The organism is Pantoea sp. GM_Pan_3, from assembly GCF_026541045.1.
Classification (GTDB): domain Bacteria; phylum Pseudomonadota; class Gammaproteobacteria; order Enterobacterales; family Enterobacteriaceae; genus Pantoea; species Pantoea anthophila.
Genome location: NZ_JALNVA010000005.1, coordinates 270,588 through 290,573, shown reverse-complemented (window position 1 = coordinate 290,573; position 19,986 = coordinate 270,588). Strand labels below are relative to the sequence as shown.

Annotated in this window: 15 protein-coding genes and 7 tRNA genes; 18 read left to right on the top strand and 4 right to left on the bottom strand. The window is 55.3% G+C overall.

Annotation, left to right across the window (positions count from 1 at the left end; genetic code table 11):
- Window positions 1-117: 117 nt before the first annotated feature.
- Entirely contained in the window at window positions 118-561 is a 444-nt protein-coding gene (fur, locus tag OXR04_RS16250; protein WP_009091454.1) for a ferric iron uptake transcriptional regulator, read from the top strand.
- 68 nt (window positions 562-629) lie between these two features.
- Here the strand turns inward: fur and OXR04_RS16245 are convergent, their stop codons facing one another.
- The 3 genes from OXR04_RS16245 to nagE form a co-directional block, all read right to left on the bottom strand.
- A complete protein-coding gene (locus tag OXR04_RS16245) occupies window positions 630-1,025 on the bottom strand; it encodes a hypothetical protein (protein WP_009091456.1) in 396 nt (131 codons plus the stop codon).
- A 234-nt stretch (window positions 1,026-1,259) separates the two neighbouring features.
- A complete protein-coding gene (glnS, locus tag OXR04_RS16240) occupies window positions 1,260-2,927 on the bottom strand; it encodes a glutamine--tRNA ligase (RefSeq protein ID WP_009091458.1) in 1,668 nt (555 codons plus the stop codon).
- A 152-nt stretch (window positions 2,928-3,079) separates the two neighbouring features.
- Window positions 3,080-5,110: an N-acetylglucosamine-specific PTS transporter subunit IIBC gene (gene nagE / locus OXR04_RS16235; RefSeq protein WP_267371959.1), complete on the bottom strand. Its 2,031-nt coding sequence runs from the start codon at window positions 5,108-5,110 to the stop codon at window positions 3,080-3,082.
- Between the two features lie 326 nt (window positions 5,111-5,436).
- On the opposite strand from nagE, the gene nagB reads away from it, so the two are divergent.
- The 12 genes from nagB (at window position 5,437) to OXR04_RS16175 (ending at window position 12,323) form a co-directional block, all read left to right on the top strand.
- Window positions 5,437-6,237, top strand: a complete 801-nt coding sequence (nagB, locus tag OXR04_RS16230) for a glucosamine-6-phosphate deaminase (RefSeq protein ID WP_267371961.1) — start codon at window positions 5,437-5,439, stop codon at window positions 6,235-6,237.
- A 62-nt stretch (window positions 6,238-6,299) separates the two neighbouring features.
- Window positions 6,300-7,448: an N-acetylglucosamine-6-phosphate deacetylase gene (gene nagA, locus OXR04_RS16225; RefSeq protein ID WP_267371963.1), complete on the top strand. Its 1,149-nt coding sequence runs from the start codon at window positions 6,300-6,302 to the stop codon at window positions 7,446-7,448.
- Between the two features lie 7 nt (window positions 7,449-7,455).
- Window positions 7,456-8,676, top strand: a complete 1,221-nt coding sequence (locus OXR04_RS16220; protein ID WP_267371965.1) for an N-acetylglucosamine repressor — start codon at window positions 7,456-7,458, stop codon at window positions 8,674-8,676.
- A 39-nt stretch (window positions 8,677-8,715) separates the two neighbouring features.
- Window positions 8,716-9,468: an HAD-IIA family hydrolase gene (locus OXR04_RS16215; RefSeq protein WP_009091467.1), complete on the top strand. Its 753-nt coding sequence runs from the start codon at window positions 8,716-8,718 to the stop codon at window positions 9,466-9,468.
- 308 nt (window positions 9,469-9,776) lie between these two features.
- Entirely contained in the window at window positions 9,777-11,444 is a 1,668-nt protein-coding gene (gene asnB / locus OXR04_RS16210) for an asparagine synthase B (RefSeq protein WP_046101416.1), read from the top strand.
- 218 nt (window positions 11,445-11,662) lie between these two features.
- Window positions 11,663-11,739: transfer RNA gene (locus OXR04_RS16205), tRNA-Met, on the top strand.
- A 9-nt stretch (window positions 11,740-11,748) separates the two neighbouring features.
- Window positions 11,749-11,833 (top strand) — tRNA-Leu (locus tag OXR04_RS16200).
- 22 nt (window positions 11,834-11,855) lie between these two features.
- Window positions 11,856-11,930: transfer RNA gene (locus OXR04_RS16195), tRNA-Gln, on the top strand.
- A gap of 34 nt (window positions 11,931-11,964) precedes the next feature.
- Window positions 11,965-12,039, top strand: a tRNA-Gln gene (locus OXR04_RS16190).
- A 22-nt stretch (window positions 12,040-12,061) separates the two neighbouring features.
- Window positions 12,062-12,138: transfer RNA gene (locus OXR04_RS16185), tRNA-Met, on the top strand.
- Between the two features lie 6 nt (window positions 12,139-12,144).
- Window positions 12,145-12,219 (top strand) — tRNA-Gln (locus tag OXR04_RS16180).
- A gap of 29 nt (window positions 12,220-12,248) precedes the next feature.
- Window positions 12,249-12,323 (top strand) — tRNA-Gln (locus tag OXR04_RS16175).
- A gap of 97 nt (window positions 12,324-12,420) precedes the next feature.
- Here OXR04_RS16175 and ubiF read toward each other — a convergent pair.
- Window positions 12,421-13,593, bottom strand: a complete 1,173-nt coding sequence (ubiF, locus tag OXR04_RS16170; protein WP_267371969.1) for a 3-demethoxyubiquinol 3-hydroxylase — start codon at window positions 13,591-13,593, stop codon at window positions 12,421-12,423.
- A 172-nt stretch (window positions 13,594-13,765) separates the two neighbouring features.
- On the opposite strand from ubiF, the gene miaB reads away from it, so the two are divergent.
- The 5 genes from miaB (at window position 13,766) to lnt (ending at window position 19,423) form a co-directional block, all read left to right on the top strand.
- Window positions 13,766-15,190: a tRNA (N6-isopentenyl adenosine(37)-C2)-methylthiotransferase MiaB gene (gene miaB / locus OXR04_RS16165; protein WP_009091472.1), complete on the top strand. Its 1,425-nt coding sequence runs from the start codon at window positions 13,766-13,768 to the stop codon at window positions 15,188-15,190.
- Window positions 15,191-15,399: 209 nt separating this feature from the next.
- Complete coding sequence (locus OXR04_RS16160) at window positions 15,400-16,461, top strand: PhoH family protein (protein ID WP_009091474.1); 1,062 nt, start codon at window positions 15,400-15,402, stop codon at window positions 16,459-16,461.
- Window positions 16,458-16,931, top strand: coding sequence for an rRNA maturation RNase YbeY (gene ybeY, locus OXR04_RS16155; protein WP_058956316.1), 474 nt, complete (start codon window positions 16,458-16,460; stop codon window positions 16,929-16,931). Before OXR04_RS16160 ends, ybeY begins: the two co-directional genes overlap by 4 nt.
- Window positions 16,932-17,013: 82 nt before the next feature.
- On the top strand, window positions 17,014-17,895 hold the full coding sequence (gene corC / locus OXR04_RS16150; protein ID WP_009091478.1) for a CNNM family magnesium/cobalt transport protein CorC: 882 nt from the start codon (window positions 17,014-17,016) through the stop codon (window positions 17,893-17,895).
- Window positions 17,896-17,899: 4 nt separating this feature from the next.
- Window positions 17,900-19,423, top strand: coding sequence for an apolipoprotein N-acyltransferase (gene lnt, locus OXR04_RS16145; protein ID WP_267371971.1), 1,524 nt, complete (start codon window positions 17,900-17,902; stop codon window positions 19,421-19,423).
- The last annotated feature ends 563 nt before the right edge of the window (window positions 19,424-19,986 follow it).

Genomic DNA, 19,986 nt, shown 5'->3' with positions numbered 1-19,986 from the left:
TCAGGTTTTCATTTCATCCCCTGAGCTCTATAATGAGACGCAAATGCGAATGAGCACAGATCGACATTCAAGGCGACAAGCCACAAAAGTGAATATTAGTAACAGGACAAAATCCGCATGACTGACAACAACACCGCATTAAAGAAGGCTGGCCTGAAAGTGACACTGCCCAGACTGAAAATTCTGGAAGTGCTTCAGGAACCTGAGTGCCATCACGTCAGCGCGGAAGATTTGTATAAACGCCTGATCGACATCGGCGAAGAGATTGGCCTGGCCACCGTTTACCGCGTGCTGAACCAGTTCGACGACGCCGGTATTGTGACCCGTCACAACTTTGAAGGCGGCAAATCCGTTTTCGAACTGACGCAGCAGCATCACCACGATCACCTGATCTGCCTGGACTGCGGCAAGGTTATTGAGTTCAGCGATGAATCCATTGAAACGCGCCAGCGTGAAATCGCGACCCGTCATGGCATCAAGCTGACCAACCACAGCCTCTATCTGTACGGACACTGTACGCTGGGCGACTGCCGCGAAGATGAGACCCTGCACGACCAGTAATCTGGCGGACGGAAATAAAAAAACCGGTTACGTGACCGGTTTTTTTTCGTCTGTGCTCAGCTGAACCCTCAGGCCACCAGCGTCTCCTGCAGATAACGCCAGCGTGGATTCGAGCTGCTGCAATCCAGAATCGCTAGCGAAATACGGCTCTGGTTATTGCCATTCAGCATCTGCATTTCACGATACTGCACGGTGATCTCATTTTCGTGATGAGAGAGTATGACGTGCTCACAGGTCGCAATTCGCATCCCTTCCCGCTGCCCCTGCAGCTGTCGGAACAGCTCTTCGACCGCGTTAAGATCGTACTCTTTACCTTTTGGCGTCACCATGCGGAAATCAGGATGGAAAAAGGACATCATCAGCTCAAAGCTGTCATCCGATCCGGCAGGCTGATTAAAAATACGTTCAATGAGCTGATGTAAAACGACGACACTGTGTTTGGCTTCCTGAGCGAGGACTGGCATTTTTTTTCCTTATATAACCCGCTTTGCTACCTCTTAGAGCGCATAGCCTACCTGAAAGCGGACAATTCACATCCTGAAATTGATTAATTTTTTTAAACTCAGATTTCTCTCACAAGGCAGTCTGAGCAGAATTTGCGTTAATCCAGAATAAACGTCGGCAATTCTCAATACAGGGGCAATAAAAAAGGGCGATTAATCGCCCTTTTGTCATTTTATGAGGTCAGCCCTAAACGATTATTCGCCCGTTTTAGCCCAGGTGTCGCGAAGCCCCACGGTGCGGTTAAACACCAGCTGCGTCGGTTTAGAGTAAACGCTGTCGGCGCAGAAATAGCCCTCACGCTCAAACTGGAACGGGGTGGCCGCTTCCACATCGCGCAGGCTCGGTTCGACGAAGCCATTTTTGATGCTCAGTGAATCAGGGTTGATCACCGCCAGGAAATCTTCAGCTGCCGCTGGATTCGGTACGCTGAACAGTCGGTCATAGAGGCGGAACTCGGCAGGCTGCGCATGATCCGCAGACACCCAGTGAATCACCCCCTTCACCTTGCGGCCATCGGCCGGATCTTTGCTCAGGGTATCCACGTCGCTGGTGCAGTAGATGCAGGTAATGTTGCCCGCTTCATCTTTGGCCACCCGCTCTGCACGGATCACATAGGCGTTGCGCAGACGGACTTCTTTGCCCAGAACCAGACGCTTATATTGTTTGTTCGCCTCTTCGCGGAAATCTGCACGGTCAATCCAGATCTCACGGCTGAACGGCACTTCACGCGTACCCATTTCCGGTTTACCCGGATGGTTAGGCATGGTGATGACCTCGTTGTGACCGGCGGGCAGGTTTTCGATCACCACTTTCAGGGGATCGAGTACTGCCATCGCGCGTGGCGCATTTTCGTTCAGATCATCACGGATGCAGGATTCCAGTGACGCCATCTCGACGATGTTATCCTGCTTGGTCACGCCAATACGACGGCAGAACTCACGGATAGAAGCCGCGGTGTAACCACGACGGCGCAGACCTGAAACGGTCAGCATGCGCGGATCGTCCCACCCTTCTACGTGCTTCTCGGTCACCAGCTGAGTGAGTTTGCGTTTTGACATCACCGCATACTCCAGATTCAGGCGCGAGAACTCATACTGGCGCGGATGAACCGGAATCGTGATGTTGTCCAGCACCCAGTCATAAAGACGGCGGTTGTCCTGGAACTCCAGCGTACAGAGCGAGTGTGTAATGCCTTCCAGCGCATCGGAAATGCAGTGGGTAAAGTCATACATCGGGTAGATGCACCACTTGTTGCCGGTCTGGTGATGTTCCGCAAACTTGATGCGGTAAAGCACCGGATCGCGCATAACGATGAAGTTCGAAGCCATATCGATTTTGGCGCGCAGACAGGCCGTGCCTTCCGCAAAGCCACCGTTTCGCATTTTTTCAAACAGCGCCAGGTTCTCTTCCACGCTGCGATCGCGATACGGGCTGTTTTTGCCCGGCTCTTTCAGGGTGCCACGATATTCGCGAATCTGATCCGGGCTCAGCTCATCAACGTAAGCCAGCCCTTTGGTAATCAGCTCAACGGCATAGTTGTAGAGCTGATCGAAATAGTCTGATGAGTAGCAGACTTCACCGCTCCACTCAAAACCCAGCCACTGGACGTCACGCTTGATGGATTCAACGAATTCCATATCCTCTTTAACCGGATTGGTATCGTCGAAACGCAGGTTGCATTGCCCCTGATAATCCTGGGCGATGCCAAAATTCAGACAGATCGATTTCGCATGACCAATGTGCAGATAGCCATTGGGCTCCGGCGGAAAACGGGTATGCACGCTGCTGTGCTTACCGCTCGCCAAATCTTCGTCAATGATCTGACGAATAAAGTTAGTTGGGCGGGCTTCAGCCTCACTCATCTCAAAAATCCTCAATACGAATAACGGGTGATTTGTACCACGAAGTAACGGAGTATGATCCACAAAGCGTCTGAGGGAAACAACCGTTTGTTAAGCCTTTAAAACAAAAAAGGCAGGAATCGCTTCCTGCCTGTGGGGTTCTGTTGCGGGGATTAGCCTTTCACTTCATACAGCGGGGTTTCACCTGCGACGACCGGACCGTGGGCCAGGAGTGTCAGACCCGCGAAATCTTCACTGTTGCTGACCACCACCGGACTCACCATCGAGCGGGCATTCGCGTTCAGGAATTCAAGATCCATCTCCAGCACCGGCTGACCGGCTACCACGCTGGCTCCCTCTTCCGCCAGCCGCGTGAAGCCTTTTCCGTCCAGCGCCACAGTATCGAGTCCCATGTGAACCACGATCTCGACACCGTTGTCGGTTTCCAGACAGAACGCATGATTGGTATTGAAGATTTTCACCAGCGTTCCGGCAATCGGTGCCACAACCCATTTGTCGCTGGGTTTGATGGCCAGCCCGTCGCCTACCGCTTTGCTGGCAAAGGCTTCATCCGGAACCGCATCCAGTGCCACGACCTCTCCCGTTACCGGTGCCAGCAGCGTCGCAATAACGCGCTTCTCGCTGTTCAGCACGGCCTGCGGTTTAACCTCCGGCTCTGCCGCTGGCGTCGTGCCGGATGCAGCTGCCGCGACCGGGCCTTTAGCCAGCACTTTTTTCATGGCGGAGGCAATGCCTTCGGCCTGGGTGCCGACAATGATCTGCACGCTCTGTTTATTCAGACGGATAACGCCGGACGCGCCCAGACGCTTCGCCACGCTCTCATTAACCTGAGCGGAATCGTTCACGTTCAGACGCAGACGGGTGATGCAGGCGTCAATGCTGGTCAGGTTAGCGGAGCCACCGACCGCACCGATGTAGCGACGTGCCAGGGATTCCGTGGCGCTTTCGCCGTTATCGCTGTTGTCCACGTTGACGTCATACCCATCGCTTTCATCACCGGCCACCGCCAGCTCGCGGCCAGGGGTCAACAGATTGAATTTTTTGATGGTGAAGCGGAAGACCACGTAATAGATAACGAAGAACACCAGCCCCTGCGGGATCAGCATGTACCAGTGGGTCGCCAGCGGGTTACGGGTGGAGAGGAACATATCCACCAGCCCGGCGCTGAAACCAAATCCGGCGATCCAGTGCATGCTGGCGGCGATGAAGACAGAAATACCGGTCAGTACAGCGTGGATCAGATAGAGCACCGGTGCCACGAACATGAAGGAGAACTCCAGCGGTTCGGTGATCCCGGTAAAGAAGGCGGCAAACGCAGCGGCCAGCATGATACTGCCCACTTTGACGCGATTCTCAGGACGCGCGCAGTGATAGATAGCCAGCGCAGCACCAGGCAGACCAAACATCATGATCGGGAAGAAGCCCGCCTGATAGCGACCGGTAATGCCCACGGTGGCCGACCCATCCGCCAGTGACTGTGCACCGCCGAGGAATTTAGGAATGTCATTAATTCCGGCCACATCGAACCAGAACACGGAGTTCAGCGCGTGATGCAGACCGACCGGGATCAGCAGACGGTTAAAGAAGGCGTAAATACCGGCTCCGACCGAGCCAAGCTTCTGGATATGCTCGCCAAAGCCTACCAGACCATTGAACACCACCGGCCAGATATACATCAGGATAAAGGCGACGAAGATCATCAGGAACGAAACGAGAATCGGCACCAGCCGGCGTCCGCTGAAGAAAGAGAGCGCCTTAGGCAGTTCGACGTGGCTGAAGCGGTTATAGACTTCTGCCGAGAGAATCCCGACCAGAATGCCGACAAACTGGTTTTCGATTTTGCCAAAGGCAGCAGGCACCTGAGCCAAAGGAATTTTCTGAATCATTGAGACAGCGGCTTGTGAGCAGAGCGTGGTGACCACCAGGAAGCCGACAAAGCCGGTGAGGGCCGCCGCGCCATCTTTATCTTTCGACATGCCGTAGGCGATACCGATCGCAAACAGGACTGACATGTGCTCAATAATCGCCGCACCGGACTTAATCAGCAACGCTGCCAGCGCGTTATCTGCACCCCAGCTGACGGGATCGAGGTAGTACCCTACCCCCATAAGTATCGCTGCCGCTGGCAGGGTGGCAACCGGCACCATCAGTGCCCGCCCTACCTTCTGTAAATAACTTAACATGGACCTTCCCCCTATGAGCCTGACTTGTCGCTTTGCGCCGCTTAATGTTGTTATGTCAGCTGCAAAGATTGTGAATACACTGCATGTCACGCAGCGAAGTGTAATGACAAATTAATTCGCCTCGCAAATTAAAACCCCGACATATGTGACTTTTATCACTAAAAAACATCGGGTCACACTGCAACATCTGGCTATGATTGCAAACTTATTTTATGATCCGAAATATTGAATTGCGCTCCGGCCGTGGCGAGAATAGAAAATCTGTTCAGGCTGATGATTTACGCAACGGTTCAGCGATCCCCTTTCCATTTCAAATGAGGTGAAACATGAGACTGATTCCTTTAGCGACGCCAACCCAGGTCGGCAAATGGGCCGCCCGACATATCGTTAACCGCATTAACGCGTTTAACCCGACGGCGGAAAAACCTTTCGTCCTGGGTCTGCCTACCGGCGGCACGCCACTGGAGGCATACAAACACCTGATTGATATGCACAAAGCGGGCCAGGTCAGTTTTAAGCATGTTGTGACGTTCAATATGGATGAATATGTGGGCCTGCCAAAAGAGCATCCGGAGAGCTATCACAGCTTCATGTATCGTAATTTCTTCGATCACGTTGATATTCAAACGGAAAATATCAACCTGCTGAATGGTAATGCACCCGATATTGACGCAGAATGTCGTCAGTACGAAGAGAAAATTCGCGCGCTGGGTAAAATTCACCTGTTTATGGGGGGTGTCGGAAACGACGGCCATATCGCCTTTAACGAACCGGCTTCGTCGCTGGCTTCGCGAACCCGCATTAAAACCCTGACCCATGATACCCGCGTAGCGAACTCTCGCTTCTTCAACGGCGACGTTGACCAGGTGCCTAAATACGCGCTGACGGTCGGCGTCGGCACGCTGCTGGATGCAGAGGAAGTGATGATTCTGGTTACCGGCCATGTTAAAGCGCAGGCCCTGCAGGCGGCAGTTGAAGGCAACGTCAACCATATGTGGACCATCAGCTGCCTGCAGCTGCACGCAAAATCGGTGGTGGTGTGTGATGAGCCGGCCACCATGGAACTGAAAGTGAAAACCGTGAAATATTTCCGCGAAATGGAAGCGGAAAATATGAAAGGCGTGTAACAGAACATTGTCATGCCCTGCTGTTACGCTGCGTGACAGCAGGCCAGGACGGGAGAAGAGAGATGTACGCATTAGTCAACGGTCGCATCTACAGCGGTCATGAGATTCTGGATAACTACGCGGTCGTGGTTGACGGGACGCAGATTGCGCACGTCTGCCCGCGTGAAGCGGTTGCGGCGGATGTTGAATTGCGGGATGTGGCGGGTGCCATCATTGCGCCAGGCTTTATCGATCTCCAGCTTAACGGCTGTGGTGGCGTGCAGTTTAATGACGACATTGATGCGCTCAGCGTTGAAACGCTGGAGATCATGCAGCGCGCCAATGAGAAATCGGGCTGCACCAGCTTTTTACCGACGCTGATCACCAGCAGCGATGCCCTGATGAAGCGGGCCATCGAAACCATGCGCGCCTATCTGCAGAAACATCAGCATCAGGCGCTGGGTCTGCATCTGGAAGGCCCGTGGCTCAGCAAGGCGAAGAAAGGCACCCACGATCCGGCGCTGATTCGCCTGCCGGATGCGGCGATGGTGCGATATCTGTGTGACAACGCCGATGTCATCACCAAAGTGACGCTGGCGCCGGAAAATGCCGGTCGCGAGGTGATTCGACAGCTGACTGACGCCGGGATCATTGTGTCTGCCGGTCACTCCAGTGCAACGTATGAAGAGGCGAAAGCGGGCTTCTCGGCTGGCGTGAGTTTTGCGACACACCTCTACAACGCGATGCCCGCCTTTGCCGGTCGTGAACCGGGGCTTATCGGTGCGCTGTTTGATTCGCCTGATGTATACTGCGGCATTATTGCGGATGGTTTACATGTACATTACGCTAACGTGCGCAATGCTAAACGCATAAAAGGCGACAAGCTGGTGCTGGTAACGGATGCCACCGCACCAGCGGGCGCGGCAATCAGTGAGTTTATTTTTGCTGGCAAAACAATCTATTATCGTGACGGGCTCTGTGTTGACGAAAACGGCACACTCAGTGGTTCAGCCCTGACGATGATTGAAGCGGTACGGAACAGCGTCGAGCATGTGGGTATCGCACTGGACGAAGCATTGCGCATGGCATCACTCTACCCGGCACGGGCGATGGGCGTGGAAAAACAGTTAGGCTCGATCGAAGCAGGAAAAATCGCGAACCTGACTGTGTTTACGCGCGACTTTAAAATCATTAAGACGTTTGTCAACGGAGACGACGTCCTGAGCGAGTAAGCACTGAATGACCACTGGCGGCCAGTCACAAATAGGAAATGTCGATCTTGTTAAGCAACTTAATAGCGCAGCGGTTTACCGGCTGATTGATCAACAGGGGCCGATATCGCGCATTCAGATTGCCGAACTCAGCCAGCTCGCCCCCGCCAGCGTCACGAAAATTACCCGCCAGTTGATTGAGCGCGGCCTGATCAAAGAGGTAGACCAGCAGGCGTCTACCGGTGGTCGCCGCGCTATCTCGATTATCACTGAAACCCGCCACTTCCAGACCATCGGCGTCCGGCTCGGCCGTCACGATGCCACCCTTACGCTGTTTGACCTCAGCGGCAAATCGCTGGCGCAGGAGGATTATGCGCTGCCGGAACGCACCCAGGAGACGCTGGAGCATGCGCTGTTTAATGCCATCAGCGGCTTCATCGAGCAGCACCAGCGTAAAATTCGCGAGCTGATCGCCATTTCCGTGATTCTGCCCGGCCTGGTCGACCCGATTAACGGCGTGATTCGCTATATGCCGCACATCGCTGTCAGCCACTGGCCGCTGGTCGCCAGCCTGAAGAAACGCTTTAACGTCACCAGTTTTGTGGGTCACGATATCCGCAGTCTGGCGCTGGCCGAGCACTACTTCGGTGCAAGCCGCGACTGTGCTGACTCAATTCTGGTGCGGTTACACCGGGGGACCGGTGCAGGCATTATCGCCAACGGCCATATTTTTCTCGGCAGTAACGGTAACGTCGGCGAGATCGGCCACATTCAGGTCGATCCGTTAGGCGAACGCTGCCACTGCGGTAACTTTGGCTGCCTGGAAACCATTGCTGCCAATGGCGCCATTGAAAACCGTGTGCGTCACCTGCTGAATCAGGGCTACCCCAGTGTGCTGAAGCTGGAGGCATGCCTGATGCCCCACATCTGCAAAGCGGCGAATCAGGGTGATGCCCTGGCCTGTGAAGTGATCGAGCATGTGGGGCGCTATCTCGGCAAAGCGATTGCCATCGCCATCAACCTGTTTAATCCACAAAAAGTGGTGCTGGCAGGAGAGATTACCGAAGCAGAAAAAGTGCTGCTGCCCGCGATTGAGGGCTGCATCAATACCCAGGCATTAGAGGCCTTCCGTAAGCATCTGCCGGTTGTTCGTTCGACACTGGATCATCGTTCTGCGATTGGTGCCTTTGCGCTGGCTAAACGTGCCATGCTTAACGGCATTCTGCTGCAACACCTTCTGGAAGATTAAGCTCACCCGCTGCTGTGGCGGGCCACACCGGATCTGACTATGACCATAAAAAGCGTAATTTGTGATATCGATGGCGTGCTGATGCACGACAACACGGCCGTTCCCGGCGCACAGGAATTTCTGCAGCGCATTCTGGCCAAAGAGATGCCGCTGGTGGTGCTGACCAACTACCCTTCGCAGACTGAGCAGGATCTGGCTAACCGTTTTGCCTCAGCAGGCGTTGAGGTGCCCGATTCCGTCTTCTACACCTCGGCAATGGCCACCGCGGACTTCCTGCGCCGTCAGGAGGGCAAAAAGGCGTATGTGATTGGTGAGGGCGCGCTGATTCATGAACTCTACAAAGCGGGCTTTACCATTACCGATGTGAATCCCGACTTTGTGATTGTCGGAGAGACCCGCTCCTTTAACTGGGACATGATGCATAAAGCGGCCTTCTTTGTTGCCAACGGCGCTCGCTTTATTGCCACCAATCCCGATACCCATGCACGTGGGTTTATTCCCGCCTGTGGCGCACTCTGTGCGGGGATTGAGAAGATATCCGGCCGCAGCCCCTTTGTTGTGGGCAAACCAAGCCCTTACATCATGCGTGCCGCGCTGAACAAAATGCAGGCTCACTCCGAAGAGACGGTCATCGTCGGCGATAACCTGCGCACCGATATTCTGGCCGGTTTCCAGGCGGGTCTGGAGACGGTGCTGGTGCTCTCTGGCGTTTCCACCCTGAGCGATATCGACGCGATGCCGTTCCGCCCGGACTGGATCTACCCCTCTGTTGCCGATATTGACCTGTTCTGATTCAGTTTGCTTATGACGCATCGGGCTGAATTGTGATGCGTCTCCCCTTTTTCTCCGCTTTTACCCCCTGTTTGCCGCCTGATTTTTGCTCAAAAAATGCATTTCATTGCATATCCAACAACAAATAAGCTCTTAAATTATCGTTTATTCAATTTTATCGTCATGTGATCAATATTTTTATCAGTAAATCACGATTCCTCTTGCATTGACGGCACCAAATAGCGCATTTTCTTATCTATCACGCAGCGTCAGGCTGCCGGACAAACCTAAAAGATAACATCGCCGTAAGGTGAGCTCAGGAGTCAGTTATGTGTTCAATTTTTGGTGTGCTGGATCTGAAAAGCGATCCTGTTGAGCTGCGCAAAAAGGCGCTGGAATGTTCACGCTTAATGCGTCATCGCGGCCCGGACTGGTCAGGCGTCTACGCTGATGACCATGCCATCCTGGCGCATGAACGTCTCTCAATTGTTGACGTTAACAACGGCGCACAGCCGCTGTACAACGCCGACCACACCCATGTCCTGGCAGTCAACGGCGAAATTTATAACCATCAGGCGCTGCGCGCGGAACTCAGCGATCGCTATGCGTTTCAGACCGGTTCTGACTGTGAAGTGATTCTGGCGCTCTATCAGGAGAAAGGGGTCGACTTCCTTGATGACCTGGAAGGCATGTTCGCCTTTATCCTCTATGACAGCGTAAAAAACACCTGGCTGATTGGCCGTGACCATATCGGGATTATCCCGCTCTATATGGGTAACGATGAGCATGGCAACCTCTATGTCGCGTCAGAAATGAAAGCGCTGGTACCGGTCTGCCGTTCGATTAAAGAGTTTCCGCCGGGAAGCTACCTCTCCAGCACCGATGGCGAAATCCGTCGTTACTGGCAGCGTGACTGGATGGAGTACAAAAACGTTGAGCACAACACCACCGATGCGGCCGGCCTGAAGCATGCGCTGGAAGAGTCTGTGAAAAGTCACCTGATGTCAGATGTGCCTTATGGTGTGCTGCTGTCGGGCGGCCTGGACTCCTCCATCATTTCCGCCGTGACCAAACGTTTTGCGGCAAAGCGTGTTGAAGACCAGGATAAAAGTGATGCGTGGTGGCCACAGCTTCACTCCTTTGCTGTCGGGCTGGAAGGCTCACCCGATCTGAAAGCGGCGAAAGCCGTGGCGGAACATCTGGGCACCGTGCACCATGAGATTCATTTCACCGTGCAGGAAGGTCTGGATGCAATTCGCGATGTGATTTATCACATTGAAACCTATGACGTCACCACCATCCGTGCCTCCACGCCGATGTACTTAATGTCGCGTAAAATCAAGGCAATGGGCATCAAGATGGTGCTGTCAGGCGAAGGCGCAGATGAAGTGTTCGGCGGCTACCTTTACTTCCATAAAGCCCCCAACGCTAAAGAGTTCCACGAAGAAAACGTGCGTAAACTGCAGGCCCTGCATATGTTCGACTGTGCCCGCGCCAACAAAGCGATGTCCGCCTGGGGCGTTGAGGCCCGCGTGCCGTTCCTGGATAAAAAATTCCTGGATGTGGCGATGCGTATCAACCCGGAAGATAAAATGTGTGGCAGCAACGGCAAAATGGAGAAGCACATTCTGCGTGAATGTTTCTCCTCCTACCTGCCGGAAAGCGTGGCGTGGCGTCAGAAAGAGCAGTTCTCAGATGGCGTCGGTTACAGCTGGATTGACTCGCTGAAAGAGGTGGCTGCGAAGCAAATCAGCGACCAGCAGCTGGCAACCGCTCACTTCCGCTTCCCGCACAACACGCCGGGGTCGAAGGAAGCCTATCTCTACCGTGAGATCTTTGAAGAGCTGTTCCCGCTGGCCAGCGCCGCGGAGTGTGTGCCAGGTGGTCCATCAGTAGCCTGTTCGTCAGCCAAAGCGATCGAGTGGGACGAGGCGTTTAAAAACATGAATGATCCATCAGGTCGTGCCGTTGGTGTGCATCAGTCAGCCTATCAATAAGCCGACTGAGCACGGTCAGAATGGGCCCGCTGCGGCCCATTTTTTTGACGATTAGCGTTGTATTCACTGAAAAATTGCCGAATAAACCGCCATGCTGGTTATAAGCCACGCAAACAGCCATAACCAGGCAAAAATCGGTAAAAAAATTGTTGACGCTGTCAGGTCAACTCCGCATAATGCGCCCCGCAACGCCGATGAAGGTAACGCGAAAAAAAGATGGCTACGTAGCTCAGCTGGTTAGAGCACAGCACTCATAATGCTGGGGTCACAGGTTCGATTCCCGTCGTAGCCACCATCTTTTTTTGCGGGAGTGGCGAAATTGGTAGACGCACCAGATTTAGGTTCTGGCGCCGCAAGGTGTGCGAGTTCAAGTCTCGCCTCCCGCACCATTTCATTATTCGGCAGCGTGGATGGGATATCGCCAAGCGGTAAGGCACCGGTTTTTGATACCGGCATTCCCTGGTTCGAATCCAGGTATCCCAGCCAATTTTGATGATTCTCGATGCTGAGAACGGACGAATGGGATATCGCCAAGCGGTAAGGCACCGGTTTTTGATACCGGCATTCCCTGGTTCGAATCCAGGTATCCCAGCCATCATTAAAATGCAGTACAATTTGGCTACGTAGCTCAGCTGGTTAGAGCACAGCACTCATAATGCTGGGGTCACAGGTTCGATTCCCGTCGTAGCCACCATATAATTGGGGTGTCGCCAAGCGGTAAGGCACTGGTTTCTGATACCAGCATTCCGGGGTTCGAATCCCTGCACCCCAGCCATACAAAGACAATTTGAAAAACACCATTATTGGGGTGTCGCCAAGCGGTAAGGCACTGGTTTCTGATACCAGCATTCCGGGGTTCGAATCCCTGCACCCCAGCCAAATTGCACAACAGGCCCGCTTTTGCGGGCTTTGTTGTTTTTGTCCTCTGCCTTTCTGACGGCTGACCCACCCTGCGGTGAGCCAGACCGCCTCTCTGTTACAATCCCAGCGCGTAGCGCAGCACCTGCCGCTTCAGTACCCCGGAATGTTCGGCGGCGATCAGGCCAAGATTTCGTGCAAACCGCAGCGGAGCCAGCTGATTGCTGAAGGCGAAGTAAAAGAGATCCATCCCCCCCTGCATCAGCATGTTGTCGCGGCGGCGCTTGCGGTGATAACGCTGCAGCACCCGCTCAGAGGCCCACTCTTCCGCCGCATCGCGCGCGCTGACCAGCACATCAATCAACGCATCAATATCGCGATAGCCCAGATTGACGCCCTGCCCGGCCAGCGGATTGATGGTGTGCGCCGCATCGCCAACCAGCGCCAGCCCCGGCAGCACATACTGCGAAGCGTGACGGCGCACCAGCGGGAAACTGCCCGCCGCGTGGGCTTTAAAACGTCCCAGCCGCGCCGGGAAGTGACTGGCAATCTCTTTTTCCAGCTGGGCCATCGGCATCGCCTGAAGCTGACGGACTCTTGCCGGTGCGTCATACCAGACCAGCGAGGCCCGGTTGTCATACAGCGGCAAAAAGGCGCGTGGCCCCTGCGGAGTGAAGTGCTGCCAGGTGGCATCGCCTGCCGGATGTTCACAGGTCACGCTGATCAGTAAACAGGACTGCGCATAGCTCCAGCCATGAATCCCGATGCCGGCCATCTGCCGCACCTGCGAATTGGCCCCATCGGCGCCGATCACCAGCCGGGTATGCAGGGTCACGCCATCGCTCAGGTCGACGCGCCAGCCGCCGTTTTCCGGCTGCAGATTTTCCAGCGTGGCCGGGCAGTAGCAGGTCACATCCCGCGACTGCATCTCTTCCCACAACGCGCGCTGAAGAACGCTGTTCTCGACCATGAAGCCCAGCTCCGGCAATCCCAGCGAGGCGGCATCGAAACTCACCTGCGCCGTCTGCCACTCCCAGGTTTCCAGCCTGCGATAAGGGGCGCTTCGCATCGCTTCCACCCGCGGCCAGACGCTGAGCTGCTTCAGTAACGCCACCGAGGAGGAACCGATCGCTGAAATGCGCAGATCGGGATCGCTGTCGACATCAAAGGGGGCGGGTTCGGCGCGTTCAATGACCGCCACGCGGAAACGCTGCTGCGTCAGTCCGCAGGCCAGCGCAGCACCCACCATGCCTCCCCCGACAATCACCACATCAAACTGATTATCCTGCATTGCTTCTATCCTTCTCTTATTGCCGTCCGCCTGCGCAACACGGGTCTGAATACAGCAAAGTGTACCGGAAAACCGGATAGCTGACAGAAAAGCCCGCAGGCTGGTCACAACCGCATCAAAGCATTACAATACGCGCCCCGCACTTCACTGCACTGAATCAATGGCTAGCGCGATGACAAAAAAACTGCATATCAAAACCTGGGGATGTCAGATGAATGAGTATGATTCATCTAAGATGTCTGATCTGCTGAACAGTACGCACGGCTATACGCTGACCGAGGTCGCTGAAGAAGCGGATGTTCTGCTGCTTAACACCTGCTCTATCCGCGAAAAAGCGCAGGAGAAGGTTTTCCACCAGCTGGGGCGCTGGAGAAAGCTGAAAGAGCGTAACCCGGATGTGATCATTGGCGTGGGCGGCTGTGTGGCGTCACAGGAAGGAGATCATATTCGTCAGCGAGCGCCCTGCGTGGACATCGTATTTGGCCCGCAGACCCTGCACCGCCTGCCGGAGATGATCAACACCGTGCGCGGCAGTAAAAGCCCGGTGGTAGACATCAGCTTCCCGGAAATCGAAAAGTTTGACCGCCTGCCGGAACCCCGCGCAGAAGGTCCGACAGCCTTTGTCTCCATCATGGAAGGCTGCAACAAATATTGTACGTTCTGCGTGGTGCCTTACACCCGTGGTGAGGAAGTGAGCCGTCCGTGTGACGACATTCTGCTGGAGATTGCTCAGCTGGCGGCGCAGGGCGTGCGCGAAGTGAACCTGCTGGGTCAGAACGTCAACGCCTGGCGCGGTGCTTCCTTTGATGGCGATACCTGTACCTTCGCTGAGCTGCTGCGCCTGGTCGCCGCCATCGACGGTATTGACCGCATCCGCTTCACCACCAGCCACCCGATTGAGTTCACGGATGACATCATTGATGTCTACCGTGATACGCCGGAGCTGGTGAGCTTCCTCCATCTGCCGGTGCAGAGCGGCGCAGACCGCATTCTCACGCTGATGAAACGTGCTCACACGGCACTGGAATATAAAGCGATTATCCGCAAGCTGCGCGCGGCGCGTCCCGATATTGAGATCAGCTCTGACTTCATCATCGGTTTCCCGGGTGAAACCCAGCAGGATTTCGAGCAGACCATGAAGCTCATCGCCGACGTGAATTTCGATGTCAGCTTCAGCTTTGTCTACTCAGCCCGTCCCGGCACGCCCGCCGCTGACCTGCCGGATGATGTCAGCGAGGAGGAGAAGAAGCAGCGCCTGTGGATCCTGCAGGACCGCATCAACCAGCAGGCGCAGGCGATCAGTCGCCGCATGCTGGGCACCGTGCAGCGTATTCTGGTTGAAGGCATCTCCCGCAAGAACGTCATGGAAGTCTCTGGCCGCACCGAAAATAACCGCGTGGTCAACTTTGAAGGCTCACCTGAGATGATCGGCCGGTTTGTGGATGTTGAAATTGTCGATGTCTACACCAACTCCCTGCGCGGCAGGCTGGTGCGCACCGAAGATGAGATGGGCCTGCGCATGGCCCAGAGCCCGGCGTCTGTGATTGCCCGCACCCGCAAAGAGAATGACATCGGCGTGGGTCTCTTCCAGCCGTGATACCGGCTTTATTGTGCGGCAGCGCGCTTCGCGCTGCCGCCCGTTTCACATTGCGACACTTGCTTTCTGAAGCTGTTGCCCAAATATCTCTCCTTAAGCTTGCGCCCAGGCGTTACGGCATAAATAATTTCGTTATGGTGCATCCGGTTAAGTTCAACGGTGCGTCAGACACACCCCATAACTGGCCCTGAGTGACCCAAAGGATTCGTTTGAATATCGAAACTCGTGAAATCGCCCTTGAACCGGCTGATAACCGTCGTCTGATGAGCCTGTGCGGGCCGTTCGATGACAATGTGAAACAGCTTGAGCGCCGACTGGGTATTGAGATCAATCGTCGCGACAATGTCTTTAAGCTGGTTGGACGCCCTCTGTGCGTCAATGCCGCCGCCGATATCCTGAAAACGCTCTATGTGGATACGGCGCCTGTGCGCGGCGACATTCCGGATATCGAGCCGGACCAGATTCATCTCGCCATCAAAGAGAGCCGGGTGCTGGAACAAACCGCCGACAGCGTGCCGGAGTATGGTAAAGCGGTCAACATCAAGACCAAACGTGGCGTTATCAAACCGCGCACGCCGAACCAGGCGCAGTACATCGCAAATGTCCTCGACCACGATATCACCTTTGGTATCGGCCCGGCCGGTACCGGTAAAACCTATCTGGCCGTGGCCGCCGCGGTGGACGCGCTGGAGCGTCAGGAGATCCGTCGCATCATGCTGACCCGTCCGGCGGTAGAAGCGGGTGAAAAACTGGGCTTCCTGCCCGGCGATCTGAGCCAGAAAGTCGACCCCTATCTGCGTCCGCTCTACGATGCGCTGTTTGAAATGCTCGGTTTCGAGCGGGTTGAAAAGCTGATGGAGCGTAACGTCATTGAAGTGGCCCCGCTGGCCTACATGCGTGGTCGTACCCTGAACGATGCGTTTATCATTCTTGATGAGAGCCAGAACACCACCATCGAACAAATGAAGATGTTCCTGACGCGTATCGGCTTTAACTCCAAAGCGGTCATTACCGGCGACGTGACCCAGATTGACCTACCGCGCCACGTTAAGTCCGGCCTGCGTCACGCCATTGAGGTGCTCTCTGATGTGGAGGAGATTAGCTTCAACTTCTTCCATAGCGAGGATGTGGTTCGCCATCCTGTCGTGGCCCGCATTGTCACCGCCTATGAAGCCTGGGAGGCGGCCGATCAGACCCGTCGTGACCAGCAGGCTGAAGAGCGCAAACGTGAAGCGCTGGCGGCGCAGAGCGCAACCCAGGAGAGCAAATGAGCGAAGTGATTCTCGACCTGCAGGTCGCCTGTGAAAACAGCGCAGGGTTGCCGGATGAAAGCCAGTTTCATCGCTGGCTCTCGGCGGCGGTTGCCCCTTTTCAGCCCGACAGCGAAGTCACCGTCCGTCTGGTTGATGAAGCAGAAAGTCATGAGCTTAATCTGACCTATCGCGGTAAAGACAAGCCGACTAACGTGCTCTCCTTCCCGTTTGAAGCCCCGCCGGGTATTGAGCTGCCGCTGCTGGGCGATCTCATCATCTGCCGTCAGGTGGTTGAGCAGGAAGCGGCTGAACAGGGTAAAAGCGTGGAGGCGCACTGGGCCCACATGGTCGTGCACGGCACGCTGCATCTGCTGGGATATGACCATATTGATGACGACGAAGCCGATGAAATGGAAGGGCTGGAGACCGAGATAATGCTTGCTCTTGGGTATCCTGATCCGTACATTTCGGAGAAAGAAGACGCCTGAATCCCGCATTCAGGCTATCCGGCTGTCAGTGCATGTGGCTGACAGCCCCCATTCCTCACCAGAGAGATCTTTAAAAACCGCCATGAGCGACGACCATTCTCAAAACAGCGATGCACCCAGTAGTAAAAAGGGATTTTTCTCCCTGTTGATCAACCAGCTTTTTCACGGCGAACCCAAAAACCGTGATGAGCTACTGGAGCTGATCCGCGACTCGAACAACAAAGAGCTGATTGACCAGGACACCCGCGACATGCTCGAAGGGGTACTGGATATTGCGGAGCAGCGCGTGCGTGACATCATGATCCCGCGCTCGCAGATGATCACCCTGAAACGGAATCAGAGCCTTGAAGAGTGTCTGGATGTCATCATCGACTCCGCGCACTCCCGCTTCCCGGTGATCAGCGAAGATAAAGATCATGTGGAAGGTATCCTGATGGCGAAAGATTTACTGCCGTTTATGAGCAGCGAATCTGAACCTTTCAGCATTGAAAAAGTGCTGCGTCCTGCGGTGGTGGTGCCGGAAAGTAAGCGTGTGGATCGGATGCTGAAAGAGTTTCGCTCCCAGCGTTACCACATGGCGATCGTGATTGATGAGTTTGGCGGCGTCTCCGGCCTGGTGACCATTGAAGATATCCTGGAACTGATCGTCGGTGAGATTGAAGATGAGTATGACGACGAAGAAGATCGTGATATCCGTCAGCTCAACCGCCACACCTTCACGGTGCGAGCGCTGACCGCCATTGAAGATTTCAATGAGGTGTTTGGCACGCAGTTCAGTGATGATGAAGTCGACACCATCGGTGGCCTGGTGATGCAGGGCTTCGGTCATCTGCCTGCACGCGGTGAAAGCATCGAGATTGAAGGTTACCAGTTCAAGGTGGCGATGGCGGACAGCCGACGCATCATCCAGGTTCATGTGACTATTCCGGAAAACGCGCCACAACCTCAACTGGAAGACGAATAAGTCTATGGCTTTCGCCTCACTTTACCCGCGTCAGCGGGTTCGCCTGCTGCTGGCTTTAATTACGGGTGCGTCTGGCACCCTCGCCTTCTCCCCCTACGATTTCTGGCCCGCCGCACTGCTCTCACTGTGCGGTTTACAGCTGCTGACCCTTAATCGTTCCACTCCGCAGGCCAGCGCCATCGGCTTTGTCTGGGGGCTGGGCCTGTTTGGCAGCGGCGTCAACTGGGTTTACGTCAGCATCGCCACCTTTGGCGGTATGCCCGGCCCGGTAAACGTGTTTATTGTGGCGCTGCTCGCCGCCTATCTGGCGCTCTATCCGGCCCTGTTTGCCGGTGTGCTGAACCGCCTGTGGCCTCGCACTTCGCTGTGGCGACTGGCGCTGGCCGCCCCGGCGCTGTGGCAGATCACCGAGTTCCTGCGCGGCTGGGTGCTGACCGGCTTTCCGTGGCTGCAGTTTGGTTACAGCCAGATCGACGGACCGCTGAAGGGTCTGGCACCGCTGGCGGGCGTTGAAACCCTGACCTTCCTGCTGATGGTTATCGCCGGGCTGCTGGCTTATGCCCTGCAGCAGCGCAATGTCAGAAGTCTGATCGCCGCGCTGCTGCTGCTGGCGCTGCCATGGCCGTTGCGCTACCTCCAGTGGGTTGAGCCGATGCCCGAACGCACCGTCGAGGTGGCGCTGGTTCAGGGCAACATTCCGCAATCCATGAAGTGGGACCCGCAGCAGCTGCTCAACACGCTGCGCATTTACACCGGTCTCAGTCAGCCGCTGATGGGCAAAGCGCCGATCATTATCTGGCCGGAGTCAGCGATAACCGATCTGGAAAGCAACCAGCAGCCCTTCCTGCGTTCGCTGGATGATGAGCTGCGTCAGCGCGGCAGTTCGCTGGTCACCGGCATTGTTGACTCCCGGCTGGAGCAGAACCGCTATCACGACTACAACACGGTCATCGTGCTGGGCGGCAAAGCGCCGTACAACTACTTCAGTGGCAACCGCTACCAGAAAAATCATCTGGTGCCGTTTGGTGAATTTGTGCCGCTGGCCGATCTGCTGCGTCCGCTGGCTCCGTTCTTCGATTTACCGATGTCCGCGTTCAGCCGGGGCAACTATCTCCAGCCGCAGCTCAGCGTGGCGGGATATCACCTTACCACGGCGATCTGTTATGAGATCGTGCTGGGTGAACAGGTGCGGGCCAACTTCCATCCCGATACGAACTTCCTGCTGACCGTTTCTAATGATGCCTGGTTTGGTCACTCGATCGGCCCGTGGCAGCATTTCCAGATGGCGCGGATGCGGGCGCTGGAACTGGGTCGTCCGCTGTTGCGCAGCACTAACAATGGCGTCACGGCCGTGGTGGATGCGAAAGGTGACGTGGCGTCCATTCTGCCGCAGTTCACCCGCGATGTCCTGACCAGCAAAGTCACCCCGACCAAAGGGGAAACGCCCTACGCGAAGGCAGGCGTCTGGCCGGTGTGGTCTCTGACGCTGCTGGCTGCGGTGATTGCCCTGCTGCGTCGCCGTCGATAACCGCCTGGATGCCGCAAGGCCAGCTGTGAGATCCAGCCAGCGCAGGAAACACGGTCAGGCAAAAACCGCCCTCTCTGACACACCCGACCCGCGTCGTCCATGGCGCGGGTCGCTTTCCGCCTCTGCCCCTGTTCCCTGCGCTTTCATCTGACGCTTTACTGCCAGATTCATCCGGCTTCGGGTGTGTCAGCCTTCTGAGGCTTCGTTTTTTATTTTTTTATCCCCGATATAACTCACTCTTCTGACCGCATACTCTGCTGCCTTTCTCGCTCTGAACCGCTTTCTGGCACGATGATTGCTAAATATTTCAGTGTTTTTCACAAACAGGCTGATTGCAGGCGCTGACAGCGAGCCGGTTGCACCAAAACCATCCGCACCGCTGCACCGTTACCGCGCAGCGCGGGATATTTGCCTTTTTTTGGTGCGTATCACCTCGCAAAACAGAAACTTTTTTGTTTCATTGCGTTAACAATCCGCTATGTTAGTGACTCTTCTGCGCCCGTTTTCAGCGCAGAAAGAGCCCGGACGCAGCAAAAAACAGACACAACATCATAATCAGCGCA